This window comes from Myxococcus sp. CA040A (assembly GCF_013336725.1).
GTDB classification, from domain to species: domain Bacteria; phylum Myxococcota; class Myxococcia; order Myxococcales; family Myxococcaceae; genus Myxococcus; species Myxococcus llanfairpwllgwyngyllgogerychwyrndrobwllllantysiliogogogochensis.
This window is the reverse complement of record NZ_JABUMR010000008.1, coordinates 604,794-618,159: the sequence shown is the minus strand read 5'-3', so window position 1 is coordinate 618,159 and position 13,366 is coordinate 604,794. Positions and strand designations below refer to the sequence as shown.

Sequence of the window (13,366 nt, the reverse complement as noted above, 5' to 3'; positions counted from 1 at the left end):
GGACACCTTGAAGTCCGCCGCCCACGCGCGCGTGCTGGACGTGCTGTGTGAGGGGGAGATTGAAGGGCTCGTCGGCGGGCTGAAGGGCATCTACCTGGACGGCGTACCGGTGCAGAGCCCGAATGACACGCCCAACTTCCGGGGTGTCACCGCGTACGACGTCTCTGGCACCCAGTCTCAGGAGTACATCCCCGGCTGGACCGCGGCCGAAGTGGAGCACGTCGTCAATGTCGAGGTGAAGCATCAGCTGCCGGCCATTCGCACCGTTAGCGACCCGGAGGTGGACGCGGTGCGAGTCACCGTGCAGGTGCCGCAGCTGACGTACCAGCACCCGGAGACGGGTGACTTGCAGCCGTTCACCATCGTCATTGCCATCGACGTGCAGAGCAACGGTGGCGGCTGGGTGGAGCAGGACCTGCAGGGCGCCCAGGTCATCCGCGGGAAGTGCACCAGCCCCTACGAGCGGACGTACCGCGTGGAGCTCACCGGCAGCGCGCCGTGGGACATCCGCGTGCGGCGCATCAGCCCGGACTCCGACACCATCGCGCTGCAGAACCGCACGCTCTGGAAGTCGTACGCGACGTTGTTGGATGAGAAGCTCAGCTTTCCGAACACCGCGCTCATCGCCCTCGAGGTGTCGGCCCGGCAGTTTGGCAGCGTGCCCACGCGCAGCTACCGGATTCGCGGGCTGAAGGTGCGCATCCCCTCCAACTACAACCCGGCGACGCGCGAGTACTCGGGCACGTGGGACGGCACCTTTCAGGTGGCGTGGACAGACAACCCGGCGTGGTGCCTGTACGACTTGCTGACGACGCGCCGCTACGGGCTGGGCAGGTACATGGACGAGGCCCACGTCGACAAGTGGGGCCTGTACACCGTGGCCCGCTACTGCGACGAGTTGGTGCCGGACGGCAAGGGCGGCATGGAGCCGCGATTCGCTTGCAACCTCTACCTGCAGACGCAGGCGGAGGCGTACCAGGTGGTGGGCAACCTCGCCTCGGTGTTTCGCGGCCTCGTCTACTGGGCCAGCGGCGCGGTGTACGTGGCCCAGGACGCGCCCCGGGACGCCGAGTATCTCTTCGCCCCGGCCAACGTGGTGGACGGGCTCTTCACGTACTCAGGCACCTCGCGGCGCGCGCGGCACACCGTGGCCCTGGTGACGTGGAACGACCCGACGAACCAGTACAAGGCCGCGGTGGAACACGTCCCGGACGAGGAGGGGATGCGCGACTACGGCTACAACCCCACGGACGTGGTGGCGTTGGGATGCACCTCGCGCGGCCAGGCGCAGCGGGTGGGCCGGTGGCTGCTGCACACCGAGAGGCTGGAGACGGAGACCGTCGTCTTCCGCACCGGTCTGGAGGGCGCGCTGCGCAACCCCGGGGCGGTCGTGAAGGTGGTGGACCCGACGCGCGCGGGCCGGCGCTGGGGCGGGCGCGTCGTGGAAGCCACCGCCTCTCGCGTGGAGCTGGACGCGGACATCACCCTCGAGGCTGGGCACACGTACACCCTCTCGGCGGTGCTGCCCAACGGCACGGTGGAGGAGCGGCCGGTGGCGGCCCTGCCGGCGGCGCCGTACCGGGCCCTCACGCTGGCCGCGCCTTTCTCCGCCGCGCCCGTGCCCCAGGCCGTCTGGGTGCTGGCGGCCAACGATTTGGTGCCCACCCTCTGGCGCGTGCTGTCCGTCGCCGAGGTGGAGCCGCACGTGTACGAGGTGACGGCGCTGGCGCACCACCCGGGCAAGTACGCCGCGGTGGAGAACGGCGTGCAGCTCCAGCCCCTGCCCACCTCCGTGTTGCCCTCGTCGTCCCCGCCCGAGGGGCTGGTGGTGGGGGAGGGCCTCTACAAGACGACCAACGGCGGGCTGAAGGTGTCCCTCAACGCCCGTTGGACGCAGCGGCCCGGCGCCGTCGCGTACGTGGTGCGCTGGCGGCTCTCCGAGGGCAACTGGAGCTCCGAGGAGCGCCTGCAGACGCACTTCTGGGAACTCTCGGACGTGGCGCCGGGCCCGTACCGCGTGCAGGTGGCGGCCGAGCTGGGCGGCTTCACCACCGCGTTCAGCGAGTCCGCGTACACGGTGCTGGGCAAGGCGGCCCCTCCCTCCGACGTGGCCGGCTTCCAGCACGTGCTCAACGGCAACACCGTCACGTTGAAGTGGGCGGAAATCCCGGACCTGGACCGCGACATGTACGAGGTGCGCCACGCTGGCTCGAGCTGGGAGACGGCGTCCCTCGTCACCAAGGTGCGCGCGACGTCCGTCGAGTGGGCCCTGCCGGCGCCAGGCGTCAACCAGGTGGTGTGGCTCAAGGCCATCGACACCACCGGCAACTACTCCTCCAACGCCGTCAGCCTCACCGTGGTGGCAGCGCCCACGGTGCCGGCCTCCATCACCATGACGGTGTCCTCCACGCCGCCGGCCTAGCGAGTCCCTCATGCGCTCACGCGAGCAGGAAATGCAGGGCGGCATCGTCGAGGACGGAGAGCCGGGCCAGCCGCGCCCGCGCGTCATCAAGCCGAAGTACCTCGACATTCGCTGGACGCACGAGGAGACGCTGCCCGCGCACCTGATGGAAGGCTTCCAGGTGGCCGTCTTCACCGGGGACGACCCGAACAACACGGACAACTATCTCGTGGAGCCCAAGCGCGTGGGGCCGACGGAGCGCCGCGTGGTGGTGACGCTGCGGGTGACGTCCACCACCAGTGCGAAGTGCGCCGTGCAGGCCCTCTACGCCAACGGCAACCAGGGAAGCTGGAGGGTGCTGGGCGGTGCCGTGGTGACGGACCCGGACACCCTCACCGTGGCGACGCAGACGCTGTCCAACGTGCCCGCCGGCAGCGTCAGCACCGCGCTGCTGAGTCCCGGGGCGGTGACGGCCGGGAAGGTGGCGCCGGGCGCCATCGCTACTCAGCACCTGCTCCTTCCACCCTCGGACAACCTGGTGCCCAACGGGTACTCAGAGGCAGGTGCAGCTGCCGTCGGGCTCTCTCCGGAAGGGGACTACCTCGTGGAGGAGCCGGCCAACGCGCGCGAGGGACGGTGGTGCAGGCGCGTGCCTCTCAACGCGATTGGGTACCGCACCTTCACGGCGACGAAGCGAGTCCCGTGCACCGCGGGGGACGAGTTCTACGCGGAGGCGTGGGTGAAGGCGTCCGTGCCGCTCTCGGGCAACTTCGGTGGCGGACTCCTGCTGCTGTGGGCGGACGCCTCGGGCAACTACGCGGGGCAATACACCGGCGTGGAGGTGGCCAACATCTCCACCACGTACCAGCGCGTGAAGGTGAAGGGGAAATGCCCACCGGGCTGCACGGGCGTGTTCCTCTACTGGGAGCTCAACGTCAACGCCGCGGACATCGGCAAGGCGGTGTACCTCGACGCCATCAGTCTTCGGCGGCAGGTGACGTTCGACATGCTGTCCGCCAACACCATGCAGACGTCCAACTACGCGGAGGACGGCAGCGGCGTCCCCGTCGCGGGCGCGAAGCTGGACAACGTTGGGACCGCCCTGAAGGTGGCCTCCGGCAATGTCATGGTGGGGCGCTACCCGATGGAGGCGCTCTTCTACAAGGGACTCGTGACGCTGGACGGCCCCGGCCCCGGCAATCGCTGCTTCTACCGGGGCAACAACCAGGGGGCGGTGCGCGGGGGCGCGCCCAACATAGACCGCGTGCGTGTGGAGTGCGCGGACAACATCACCACGTCCACCATGTCGTGGGCGACGTGGCAGCTCTTCCTCCAACCCCAGTCATTGGACGACAACTTCGACGCCATGCGGTACGCGCGCGTCGAACTGTGGGTGCGGCCAACGGCCGGGAGTGCCTACCGCCAGCAGGTGCTGCACGTCGCGCTCACCGACAGGGTGTACCAGGACGCCACGGAGTCCTCGGCCAACAACGAGGGCCGGGCCAGCTTCACGTACATGTTCGCGGGCTCGGTGTCCGGGCTCAGCACCACGACGACATCCGTCTGGTACCTCCTGGTGTCCGTCGTCAACGTGTACGGCCCTAGCGCGGCGAAGTGGTTCATCCCCGTCACCAGCCGCAACGCGCCCTTCGGCACCCAGTACAACTCGCCGGTGGGAGGAGGCGTTGACGGCGGCGGTGGTGGCGGCGGCAGCGACGGTGGGGGGTATTGCCCCGCGCCTTGGGAGCCCATCCTCATGGACGATGGGAGCGAGCTGCCGGCGGAGTTGGTGCGTCCCGGCATGCGCGTCCTCACGCAGCACGAGGCCACCCTGAAGCTGGACGCGTACCAGGTGGCTGCCGTGCAGCGGGCCCGCGCGCACCGGCACCGGCTGACGCTGGAGGACGGGCGCTCTGTCGTGGCTTCCAGCCTCCACCCGTTGTTCGTCGAGGGCACGGGGTGGACGGCGCTCTCCTCGCTGCGCCCGGGGGACACGCTGCTCGGCTCCCGGCCTGGCCGCGTCGTGGGCGTCGAGGCGGTGGGGGAGGGCGACGTCGTTCGCCTCACCGTCCACGGTGCCCGCACCTACAACGTGCAAGGCCTCTACAGCCACAACGCCAAGCCTCGCGAGTAGCCGGCCGCACGCGCCAGCCAGGAGCAGCCCATGTCACTGACGTCCGCAGAGGTGTACCAGCGAAACGCCGTCGAGTCCCGCAAGCGCGACGTGTCGTGCATGCTGGCCCGCGTGCGCGGAGAGCTCGACGCCGCAGGCGCGTCCGCGCGGCACTTCGCGGCCGTTGGACAGGGACTTCACGTGCGCCGCGCCGAGCTGGAGGGCGAGCTGCAGGCGCTGGCGGCCAGCGGAGTGGCCGGACTCACCGACGACTGGGGCAAATACAGCGCGCTCGAGCTGGCGGCCCAGGGGGAGCGCTACCCCGCGAAGGCGCTCACGTACGACTGGCTGGTGGTGCATCCGACGGCCACCTTCCTGGAGACGGCTGGAGAGCTGGAGCGCCTCATGCTGGAGGCTCGTACCGCGGTGGGCCGGCCCTGGCTGCTGTGGCGCGCTGACGGGCTGCTGCGCGAGTGGCAGGCCAACGCCGTCGCGCGCGGGCTCGTTGCCCCCAACACGTGGGAGGCGTTCCGGGACTACCTCCTGGCCATCGGCAAGGACGCTGCCCTCGGGGGCATGTTGTGAGAGGCGCTGCCGGGTTGGAGCGCTGACTCCCGGACATCCCTACTTCACGGGGTTTGTCTTGAATTGGCGCTCTTTCAGGGCGTTCAAATCTGGCCAGACTGGGAGTGTGATGTCCCCATGCCGGTCGCGCCCTACAGGAGTGTCCTGCCCGTCAAGACTGCGAATGGGTGGCCCCAGCCTGTGACGTGGCAGCCATGCCCGTTCTGCCGGAAGCCCGCTCACCCCATGGCAGCAGAGCCTGGGTCGCATCTCGGCAACTCCACGACGCTGTGCAACAACATCCTCGAGGGGGCTGGGGTCGAAACGCATCCCTGGTACACGGGGCCGTCCACCCTGGCAGCGCACCACCTCATCTGCTCTGAAGCGATGGAGCGTAGCGAGGACTGGGGCCGTGCCTGCTGGTACTTCGGCTACGACATCAACCGGCCACAGAACGGCGTGTTTCTGCCCATGGTGCCGGCTGTCGCGTGCGAGCTCCACGTTCCACTTCATGTCGGGAACCATCGCGCCGGACTGGGGTCGGAACCGGATTCACGCTACCCGGCCGCCGTGAAGAAGCTCCTGGAGGCGTACGTACGAGGAGTTGCGGATGGCAAGTACTGCCCAAACCCCGTGGACCTCACCGATGACCTCGATGAGGTGAGCGACGACATTCTTGGATTCATCGCCAGTGGCGACTGGACGCTTACCAGTGATGGTCGCGACTACCTCCCGGGAGGCGTCGGTTGCTCCGGGGTAACGAGCATCCGGAACAAGGCCCGCGTGCCGTGCCCCGAGAAGCGACGGCACGGGCATCGGCACCCAACGACGAAAAAGTTGCTCCCTCGACGGGTGCTTCGGGCGGGCAGCTAGCCATGCAGAGTGACTACTTCGTGCTCATGCGTGCGCTCTGTGCGCAGCACCCGCTTCTCTCGTGGGACCAGTCGGCCATGGACTTCCAGCGACGGGCATCGGTGTTGGTCGACGAGCCCATCAAGCTGTGTCTCGGGGACCCAGTGCCCGCCAATCTCATCATGGCGGACCATCACAGTCTCCCGGAGCCGGTGGTATCGAGCCGCATCAAGGCGGTGCTCGAGGATCTCAACCTCCATGGGGTTCAGTTCGTCCCAGCGGACGTCGAAGTGAAGGGCGACATACTGAGGTACTGGCTTGTTCACATGTGGAAGCGACTTCCATGCATGGACATGCAGCGCTCGGTCTACAAGTTCTCCAAGAGCGGGCATGTGATTCGCCGTCTCGACCATCTCGTTCTCGACGAGAAACTCCTTGGTGCCATCCCTCTCAAGGAGAGATTGGTGTTCGCCCTGGATGAGGCGGTCGTCTTCCTCTTCCATCGAGATGCCATGGATCGCGTGTTGGCCATGACGCCGCCACCTGAAGGGGTGCGTTTCGTTCCTGTCTCGGAGTGGAGCATCTCGTCCGAGTTCCGGTGACGCTGCTGTCGGCACCGACGGACGCGTCGGGCGAGGGTGTTCTTGGACTCGCTGTCGTCCGCGCGTCGCCGCGCGCTACCCTCCGGGTGTGACACTTCCCGGGGGGATTCCATGTTCTTCAAGAAGCGTGAGGAGCAGGCTGCGGCGTCGGCGGGGCGCACGGGGCGGCGCGCCGGACAGAGCGCGCGCGAGAAGCAGCAGGAGCTGGCGAATGCGGCGCCCATCAAGACGTTCTTCACGCGCCTGCTGAACATCCACACCGACGAGAGGGCATGGCGGCTCGGCGCGGACGGCGAAGAGCGCGTGGGCGACTCTCTGGACCAGCTCCGCAGTGCAGGCTGGCACGTCGAGCACGACGTGAAGGTGGGCGCGCGGGGCGCGAACGTGGACCACCTCGTCATCGGTCCCCCTGGCGTCTTCGTCATCAACACGAAGGCGGTGAGAGGGAAAGTGTGGGTCGCCGGCCCCAACCTCCACGTGAATCGCCGCCCAACGAACTTCGTGGAAAAGCAGGAGGACGAGGCTCAGCGCGTCCGGCAGTGTCTAGTTGAGGCGACTCGGCGGCGCTCCCTCTGGGTCCAGGGGCTCATCGTCTTCGTCAACCAGAGTCCCGTTGTGAAGGAGGCGCCTCGGCATGTGGCTGTGTTGCACATCTCCGACCTGCTTCCCGGGCTGTTGAGCCAGCCTATGAAGCTCGGTGCGGATGACTTGGAGGACCTCATGAGGGCGGCGCGGAGTGACGCGACTTGGGCTAAGTAGCGTACCCCGTGGCAATTACGCTTGAGTGTAGAAGCTGCACTCGGTTCGGTTGCTTGGACTACTGAATCTCAAATGCTCGTGGAAGGAAGGGGGAAACTCAGTCTGCACGAGGGAGTGGCGGAAGAAATCGATGAAGTTCGTCGCGCAATTCGTTGATGTTGTCCTTGCGATTGGTCGCCTCTTCCTCTGTCAGACCTCCCTTCTTCATGCGCTCGACGTCAATTTCGGAGATTGCCACGAGATATTTCTGTATAATCTTGCCTGTTTTTCGGTCGATGAGCCCAGCCTCTCGTAGTGCTACATCTTGAATTGAGAGGGCGGAGTCCATGGCGGCTTTTCCTAGGACTCTGATTTTGTCGCTCTCCTCGGCGTTTGTCCGGGCGGCGGCGATGAGCTGATCAACGTGGTATGCGTGCGAGGCAGCGGCGCTAAGCACTCGTGCGAACGCTTGCGCTCGAAGCTTTCCGAGTTCAAGCACCACAGATTGCTGACGACGGTAGCGCTCAAGTGCGCGGGCTGCGATGAATGCAATAGTGCCACCGGCAAGAGTGAGCAGGCCCTTGTCGATGACGAGCAGCACGATCTTCTCGTGGAATGGGTCCATTGAGGGTTCATAGCAGGATGTGGGACGGGCACTGTAGGCCGTGATGTGGCGACGGACGTTGTCCTCGTCCGCCCCGAGCATCCGACGGCATGTCCCCGGCCGCTCAGCGCAGCAGCATCCGCGAAGACCTCGCCCGCCTCGGCGAGAAGTGCGAGGCCATCGGCGAGCGCGCCGACGGTGCGGTGCGCGCGGCCCAGCAGTACGCCATGGACTTGCACCGCCTCATGGAGAGCGTCCGCGAGGACATCCGCGGCGTCGGCGAGCGGATGGCCACGGCCGAGCAGGTGCGCCGCCTCGAGGAGAAGGTGGGCCAGATGGACGAGCGTCTGGCCGACGTGGACCGGCGGGTGACCGAGCACAAGCCCGTTGTCGAGGCCATGCCCAAGCTGGCGGACCAGGTGGTGGCGCTCCAGAAGCGCGTCGACGAGCACGACACCGTGATGAAGGCCGTGCCTGACCTGGCCAAGCGCATGGCGGACGGAGAGCACCGGGCTTCGCGCATGAGCGGGGCCCTGTGGGTGGTGGGCGCCCTCGTTGCCTTGCTGGGTATGGCCGGGCTGCGCGAGCTCGCGGCCTGGTTCGTCCAGGTTGGTCCGCCCGCTGTGCACTTCGAGGAGCCCTCCGTTCCGCTCCGGAGGCGGAAGTGAAGGCGGGCTCACAGCCTGGCCCTTCGCCTCGTCTTGCTCTCAACCCGTCGTTCTAACCGCAGCATTCCGGAGCCTGAAATGTCCCCGAAGCTCACCCGTGACGAACTGCTCGCCCGCTTCCGTGAGCGGCTGGCTGAAGAGAAGCAGCGCGCGAAGAACGTGGACAACCTCCGCGAGAGCGTGGCCATCACCCTCCGCCACTTCATCCACCCCGAGGGCTACGCCGATGCCTTCGAGTTGATGAAGCTCGCGGCGGAGGCGGTGGGGGACTCTCTGACGCCGGACGGCATCTGGGAGCACGGGGCCAAGGGAGAGCTGTGGCTGGGGCGCGCGGCCGCGTTCCGTGCCGCACTGGCCCGCCCGGAGAGCCCCTCGCCGACGGACCCGCGACGGCCCGGGCACCTGGGCTTCACGGCCTACAACGGTGTGGTCGGGCCCCACGACGCGTGGAAGACGCCCAATGGGCTCGACGTCCCGGGCTGGGATGAGATTGGTCCGCTGACGCAAGCCCGGTGGGTGGCCGCGGCGGGCGCGGAGCGGGACGAGGCGCTCGAGCGGGCGGCGTCCCGGGCGGCGGGAGAACTCCGGGCCGCGGGCATTGGCGACATCGATGCGCTCGCGCGCGTGCAGGGAGCCATCCTCCAACAGCTCTCCCTCGTGGCGAGGGCTGTCGACGCCGGCTCGAAGGACTGATGCGCCGCCACTCCTGGAGCCCTCTCACAGGAGTTCCCAGTCCTCTCGCGACCACTGCCGTCGCCCGCTCAGCGCTTCCTCCACTCCTGGAGTCCCTCCATGTCCCAGCGCAACGCCTTCCTCGTCACCGTCCTCTCGCAGATGCACGCGCCCTACCGGTGGTGCGGCAAGGGTGAGCGCGACAGCACCACCGGCCAGCGCGTCTTCGACTGCTCAGGGCTCGTTACCTGGGCCTTCCATGAGGTGGGTGGGCCGGACTGGCGCGCCGACACCAACACCGACGCGCTGTGGACGCGGTGTGCCCCCGTGCCGGAAGTGGAGCTGCTTCCCGGCGACCTGGTGCTGTACCACCGCAAGGGCGACCCCACCGACGCGGAGCACGTCATGGTGCACGTGGGTGGGAGCGTGGTGGTGGGCGCCTCCGGAGGCGGGAGCACGACTCTCACCCTGGCCGACGCCGCCAAGGCCCGCGCGTTCGTGAAGTGCTTCGGCAACCTCGACTACCGCGCGCGGCGCATGGGCATCCGACGCCTGCCGTTTCGCCCGTGAGCGCCCTGGCGTGGCGCGTGGCTCTCACTTTCACCCCCGCAGTCCTCTCGCAGTCGCAAGGAGTCCCATCATGAAGAAACTGTTCATCTTCACCACTCTCGCGGCGGCCGTCCTCACCGCGCCCGTGGCTCTCGCCGACGCCGGAAGCACGGCCGGCAGTGTCGCTGGCGGCATCCTCGTCGGCATTCTCACCAACCCCGACGTGCTGGTGCTGGTTGCCGGCTTCGCCGTCGCTGGCGTCATCGCGCTGGCGCGCACCATCTGGAAGGACAAGGCCGAGGAGCGCCTGCGTACCTTCGGCAACGCCGTCAATATCGCCTACTACACCATCAACGACCTGGCGCTCCGCACGGAGAACAAGGTGGACGACAAGGTGGCCGAGGCGCTGCGCGTCTTCCGCGAGCACCTCGCGACGAAGGGCTACGTGCCCACCAGCTCAGAGGAGGCCCAGGCGAAGGCGGCCTGGACGGCCATGCACGGCGCGGAGCTGACCGCCGAGAAGATTGCGTCGCAGGGGGCTGGAGCCCTTGCGAACCAGGCCATCAATGCCGCGCTCAGCATGGGCGCCATCGGCAGCAAGGCCGCGCTGGAGCAGGTGGTGGCGGCGGTCCCTCAGACGCCCCGCGGCCCGTAGTCGCCGCGGGGCTCTCTCGGGTCCTCGCTGACGTGCCGGTGAGGACGGGCTACCTGGAGGCACAGGCTCGCGCGTCCACGCTGACGGGCGTCGCCGTTGGGTTGGAAGCGGGGCTGCGGCTCCGGGGCAACCTCGCCCTCTTCGGCGCCGCGCAGTGGACGTTGCGTGAGTCCTACGCTGGCGTAGGTGCGCGGCTCACCTTCGGGCTGTAGGGCTCGGCCCGCTCCATCCCAGGGCGGGCCAGTCTATAGGGCATATGGCCGGATGTAAGGCGGGGGAGCAGGCGCCCATCCTATAGGGGGCTCCTGAACGTCGCGACCCCCGGGGTTATCGCTCTTCACGTAGGAACTCAATTAAGAGGGACGCAGATGCGTGACATCGATGTCCGGCGAGCGCTCCAGCGCGACGTTCTCTCCATCCATGCGGGAGAGGTGGGGACGCTCGTCCTCAACGAACTGGGCCTCGAGCACGGCCTGGTGCGGGTGGATGTTGCTGTCATCAATGGCGCCATCCATGGGTACGAGCTCAAGAGCGACAAGGACACCTTGGACCGCCTTCCGGCGCAGGTCCGGGCCTACAGCGCCGCGCTCGACATGGCCACCCTTGTGGCTGGCGAGAGGCACCTCAAGGCAGCGCGAAAGATGGTCCCGCGATGGTGGGGGCTCTGCACCGCCATCATGGAAGACGGCGGTACCGTGCGCATCGAGGCACGGCGCGAGGCGAAGCAGAACCCAAAGCCCACGCCGCTCGCGATTGCTAATTTGCTGTGGCGAGAGGAGGCGCTGGACGTGCTGGAGCGGTTGGGGCACGCCACCGGCATTCGCAGCAAGCCGCGGAAGGTCCTCTATGCGAAGCTCGTTGAGGTGCTGAGTCTCGACGAGCTTCGGGATGTCGTCCGGGTCAGATTGAAATCCCGAACTGCTTGGCGACCTGACGCACTGCGAACGTGATGTGGTGGGACGTTCCGACCTTGCGCCACGTGGAAGCATTGCCAGTGCTCTCCTCGTTGCGAGCGCACTTGTAGATGAAGGAATCACCCCAGCTGAAGCCGCGGGCCGAATATGCAGCGTGCCGGACGATTTCGCGGCAGAGGTCGTGGTACTGCTCGTAGCCGTAGTGGGTGAGGCTACGGCCTCGGAAGATGAACCACTCGTTCTCCCCCGTGTACCGGACATTGGCGCTTCCGCTGAAGCCCGCAGATTCAGCCATGTCGGGATGCTGGACGGCGTAGTCCCCAAAGGTGGGAACTCGCTTCTTTCCGAGGGGACCCTTCAGGAGTTCATTCCAGACATACCACTCTACCCGGGGGATGGTCCCGAAGCCGGTAATTGTGCGAAGGCTTTCCGGGAAGGAGCCTCCGGCGAACGTGAATGTCCTCCACGCGCCCATCCCAGCGAGGTGGGACCCCGTCTGCCGAAGGGACCGGACAATGAGGCCTGTGTTGGAGGGAACCTCTCCGACATCCATCAACAAGTCGGCGTTGTCGATGGGGACCTTGAGCTTCCGGAGCAACTTGGTGACGTTGTCGACCACGTCCTCGTCGAATAGCTCGTCTGACATCAGCCGAATGCAGACGCCTCTTCCCTCCCGCGCCACTACATCGGCAACGGCTGCTTGGTAGGCCGCGTCCCGGTCCGGGCCGCAGACGGGAATACAGGCCAGGTCGTGTTCTGCGAACTCGCGGAAGAGGTGTTCCACGGGATGCTCGCCGCTCGGCATGCGAGCCGCTGCCTGGAGGTGGTGGAGGTCCACGAAGGCAGGCCTGCTAGGCCACGCACGCGCGAGTTGGGTGGGGACCTTCCGGAGATGGTTTGCCACGAGTTCAGGCGTCAACTCATCGTCGTCTTCGCCCAACGTAACAGGCACCACTTCGAGAACCGGGAAGGTCCTGTCCCGGATGTCGTCCTCCATCGTCTCCAATGCCAAGTATTCGCCCTGCTTCCACTTCAGGATTGGGACGTAGTGCGTATGGTCAAACAAGAATCCCCCACTGTCGGTTGACGCCCGCAAGACATCGCCTTGCGGAATTTCTATCAACTGGGTTCGCGGGTACCCTGGGGTGGGTAAGTGTTGTGTGGCAAACTCCGCGCCCATTGCCGAGTGGATTGGAAATCTCGACTGTCCCGAATTGCCGGGCATGGGACGACGGAGCCCTCCTGTCGTGGCGGTCGGGCCAAGCGCAGCTTCTGGTAGATTTGCCGGGGACGCTCGCGACTGGAGGAGACAGTGGCTCAGAAGAAGGGACTCGTTCGCGAAGGTGTTGAGGTAGCGATCGCTACCACTGCAAGCCAAATCGCTGGGCCGGCCGGGGCAGCAACGGCCCGATGGCTGATGAACACCTTGTTCGACCTGCGCCGCGATAGGTTTGACCGGCGGGCTGAGCAGTTCGTGAAGGAGTTCATGGGGTCGGGCTACCCTGACGAAACCGCGCAGATGGAACTGAAGGCGATGCTCGAAGGAGTTTCGCTCCCGGTGAAGGGAGTCATTCTCGATTCCATGCGCCAGTTGGAGGACGTGGTCTCCGACGAGGTCATTCCTGCGCTAGCCCTGCTGACGCGAGAGTATGCCCGTGCCGGCCGTCCAAAGGACCGCTTCTACGCATCTCTCGTCCGAGTTCTGCGCGACATAGAGGACGGCGAGTATGCCCCATTCCGGCGTCTCGTCGCTGCTGTTGTGAAGGCGGGACCCAACTCCACCTCCGGCAAGTTCCACATCTCAAAGATCGAAGACACCGAGAAGGAGCAGTTCTTTCTGAGCGCAACCCGTGGTGTTACGCATGCGTGGGAGGAGCCCTTTGGTGCCTTGATGCGGAGCGTGGTTGCGAATGAACTAGCAATGCCTGCTGTGGGGTTCGCGCTGCAAATCCACGAGAAGGACGGCTGGGTGGCCCAGCCCGAGCCCTGGTTGCGGATGGCTGAGTTGCTCAGGGTGGCGTGACCCTGGTAGGG

Annotated in this window: 15 protein-coding genes; 13 read left to right on the top strand and 2 right to left on the bottom strand. The window is 66.7% G+C overall.

Translation table 11 applies throughout. From position 1 onward, the window contains the following. Positions 1-7 precede the first annotated feature (7 nt). The 6 genes from HUA75_RS35350 (at position 8) to HUA75_RS35325 (ending at position 7,291) form a co-directional block, all read left to right on the top strand. Entirely contained in the window at positions 8-2,422 is a 2,415-nt protein-coding gene (locus HUA75_RS35350) for a host specificity protein J (RefSeq protein WP_174488891.1), read from the top strand. A 10-nt stretch (positions 2,423-2,432) separates the two neighbouring features. Next, a complete protein-coding gene (locus HUA75_RS35345; RefSeq protein ID WP_174488890.1) occupies positions 2,433-4,535 on the top strand; it encodes a Hint domain-containing protein in 2,103 nt (700 codons plus the stop codon). A gap of 30 nt (positions 4,536-4,565) precedes the next feature. Beyond that, the gene (locus HUA75_RS35340) at positions 4,566-5,099 is read left to right on the top strand and encodes a hypothetical protein (RefSeq protein ID WP_174488889.1); all 534 of its coding nucleotides are present in this window, start codon (positions 4,566-4,568) and stop codon (positions 5,097-5,099) included. A gap of 225 nt (positions 5,100-5,324) precedes the next feature. Then, entirely contained in the window at positions 5,325-5,951 is a 627-nt protein-coding gene (locus tag HUA75_RS35335) for an AHH domain-containing protein (RefSeq protein WP_254627915.1), read from the top strand. A 2-nt stretch (positions 5,952-5,953) separates the two neighbouring features. Further along, complete coding sequence (locus tag HUA75_RS35330) at positions 5,954-6,532, top strand: imm11 family protein (RefSeq protein ID WP_174488887.1); 579 nt, start codon at positions 5,954-5,956, stop codon at positions 6,530-6,532. 111 nt (positions 6,533-6,643) lie between these two features. Beyond that, the gene (locus HUA75_RS35325) at positions 6,644-7,291 is read left to right on the top strand and encodes a nuclease-related domain-containing protein (RefSeq protein ID WP_174488886.1); all 648 of its coding nucleotides are present in this window, start codon (positions 6,644-6,646) and stop codon (positions 7,289-7,291) included. Positions 7,292-7,388: 97 nt separating this feature from the next. Here HUA75_RS35325 and HUA75_RS35320 read toward each other — a convergent pair whose 3' ends face one another. Then, complete coding sequence (locus HUA75_RS35320) at positions 7,389-7,871, bottom strand: hypothetical protein (protein WP_217446410.1); 483 nt, start codon at positions 7,869-7,871, stop codon at positions 7,389-7,391. A 113-nt stretch (positions 7,872-7,984) separates the two neighbouring features. Between HUA75_RS35320 and HUA75_RS35315 the strand changes: the two genes are divergently transcribed. The 6 genes from HUA75_RS35315 (at position 7,985) to HUA75_RS35290 (ending at position 11,368) form a co-directional block, all read left to right on the top strand. Then, positions 7,985-8,542 (top strand): hypothetical protein, encoded by a 558-nt coding sequence (locus HUA75_RS35315; protein ID WP_174488884.1) that lies wholly within the window; start codon positions 7,985-7,987, stop codon positions 8,540-8,542. Between the two features lie 78 nt (positions 8,543-8,620). Further along, positions 8,621-9,235, top strand: coding sequence for a hypothetical protein (locus tag HUA75_RS35310; RefSeq protein ID WP_174488883.1), 615 nt, complete (start codon positions 8,621-8,623; stop codon positions 9,233-9,235). A 99-nt stretch (positions 9,236-9,334) separates the two neighbouring features. Next, complete coding sequence (locus HUA75_RS35305) at positions 9,335-9,784, top strand: NlpC/P60 family protein (protein WP_174488882.1); 450 nt, start codon at positions 9,335-9,337, stop codon at positions 9,782-9,784. A 70-nt stretch (positions 9,785-9,854) separates the two neighbouring features. Then, positions 9,855-10,418 carry a hypothetical protein gene (locus HUA75_RS35300; protein WP_174488881.1) on the top strand — a complete coding sequence of 188 codons (564 nt, stop codon included), beginning with the start codon at positions 9,855-9,857 and terminating at the stop codon, positions 10,416-10,418. 32 nt (positions 10,419-10,450) lie between these two features. Beyond that, positions 10,451-10,630: a hypothetical protein gene (locus HUA75_RS35295; protein ID WP_174488880.1), complete on the top strand. Its 180-nt coding sequence runs from the start codon at positions 10,451-10,453 to the stop codon at positions 10,628-10,630. Between the two features lie 156 nt (positions 10,631-10,786). Continuing rightward, positions 10,787-11,368 (top strand): sce7726 family protein, encoded by a 582-nt coding sequence (locus HUA75_RS35290; protein ID WP_174488879.1) that lies wholly within the window; start codon positions 10,787-10,789, stop codon positions 11,366-11,368. Here the strand turns inward: HUA75_RS35290 and HUA75_RS35285 are convergent. After that, positions 11,319-12,398: a beta family protein gene (locus HUA75_RS35285; RefSeq protein ID WP_174488878.1), complete on the bottom strand. Its 1,080-nt coding sequence runs from the start codon at positions 12,396-12,398 to the stop codon at positions 11,319-11,321. The genes HUA75_RS35290 and HUA75_RS35285 overlap by 50 nt on opposite strands. Positions 12,399-12,644: 246 nt before the next feature. Between HUA75_RS35285 and HUA75_RS35280 the strand changes: the two genes are divergently transcribed. Next, a complete protein-coding gene (locus HUA75_RS35280) occupies positions 12,645-13,355 on the top strand; it encodes a hypothetical protein (RefSeq protein ID WP_174488877.1) in 711 nt (236 codons plus the stop codon). Positions 13,356-13,366: the final 11 nt, after the last annotated feature.

Bases quoted from the DNA above. Each gene is read 5' to 3' on its own strand.
- HUA75_RS35345 (WP_174488890.1), top strand. From the start codon at position 2,433: ATGCGCTCACGCGAGCAGGAAATGCAGGGCGGCATCGTCGAGGACGGA.
- HUA75_RS35340 (WP_174488889.1), top strand. From the start codon at position 4,566: ATGTCACTGACGTCCGCAGAGGTGTACCAGCGAAACGCCGTCGAGTCC.
- HUA75_RS35335 (WP_254627915.1), top strand. From the start codon at position 5,325: ATGGCAGCAGAGCCTGGGTCGCATCTCGGCAACTCCACGACGCTGTGC.
- HUA75_RS35330 (WP_174488887.1), top strand. From the start codon at position 5,954: ATGCAGAGTGACTACTTCGTGCTCATGCGTGCGCTCTGTGCGCAGCAC.
- HUA75_RS35325 (WP_174488886.1), top strand. From the start codon at position 6,644: ATGTTCTTCAAGAAGCGTGAGGAGCAGGCTGCGGCGTCGGCGGGGCGC.
- HUA75_RS35315 (WP_174488884.1), top strand. From the start codon at position 7,985: ATGTCCCCGGCCGCTCAGCGCAGCAGCATCCGCGAAGACCTCGCCCGC.
- HUA75_RS35310 (WP_174488883.1), top strand. From the start codon at position 8,621: ATGTCCCCGAAGCTCACCCGTGACGAACTGCTCGCCCGCTTCCGTGAG.
- HUA75_RS35305 (WP_174488882.1), top strand. From the start codon at position 9,335: ATGTCCCAGCGCAACGCCTTCCTCGTCACCGTCCTCTCGCAGATGCAC.
- HUA75_RS35300 (WP_174488881.1), top strand. From the start codon at position 9,855: ATGAAGAAACTGTTCATCTTCACCACTCTCGCGGCGGCCGTCCTCACC.
- HUA75_RS35290 (WP_174488879.1), top strand. From the start codon at position 10,787: ATGCGTGACATCGATGTCCGGCGAGCGCTCCAGCGCGACGTTCTCTCC.